The 473-nt window shown below is 59.2% G+C and carries 1 protein-coding gene; it reads left to right on the top strand.

Annotation, left to right across the window (positions count from 1 at the left end; genetic code table 11):
• Nucleotides 1-32: 32 nt before the first annotated feature.
• Nucleotides 33-473, top strand: a 441-nt coding sequence (locus tag AB1462_RS31830) for an ImmA/IrrE family metallo-endopeptidase (RefSeq protein ID WP_367249068.1), incomplete at its 3' end; no start/stop codon positions are given.

Below are 473 nucleotides of genomic sequence, written 5' to 3'. Positions count from 1 at the left end.
ATGTGCGACGGCTCGACGGGAAGGTTGCGGGGTTGTTTGCCTATGACGATGCGGTCGGTGCCTGCATTCTCCTAAATGCGAGCCATCCGCCTGAGCGTTTCCGGCAAACCGGTATTCACGAATTGGCTCACTTCATCTCGGCGCGCCGCCAGCCGGAGGTTTTGACTGAGAATGAGAAATTTTCGTCCCGCGAGGAACGATACGCCGGGTTCTTTGCCCCTTCATTTCTAGCGCCTGCGCGGGCTGTGCGGCAGCGTTTTGCAGAAATCACGGCGGGACAATCGCACCTCACGCGCCGCCACATCATTCTTCTCGCGCATGATTTTGGACTGGCACGAGAGGCTATAGTGCGCCGGTTAGAGGACTTGTCGCTCGCCAAGAGCGGGACGTGGGACTGGTTTCAGAAGAACGGCGGTATCACGAACGAGCAGGCACGACAGGTGCTTGGCGAACTGCCGGATCGCGGCCTGAAC

The sequence above is a fragment of the Pseudomonas sp. SB113 genome, assembly GCF_040754745.1.
In the GTDB taxonomy this organism is placed as follows: Bacteria; Pseudomonadota; Gammaproteobacteria; order Pseudomonadales; family Pseudomonadaceae; genus Aquipseudomonas; species Aquipseudomonas grimontii.
This window is presented reverse-complemented; position numbering and strand designations above follow the sequence as displayed.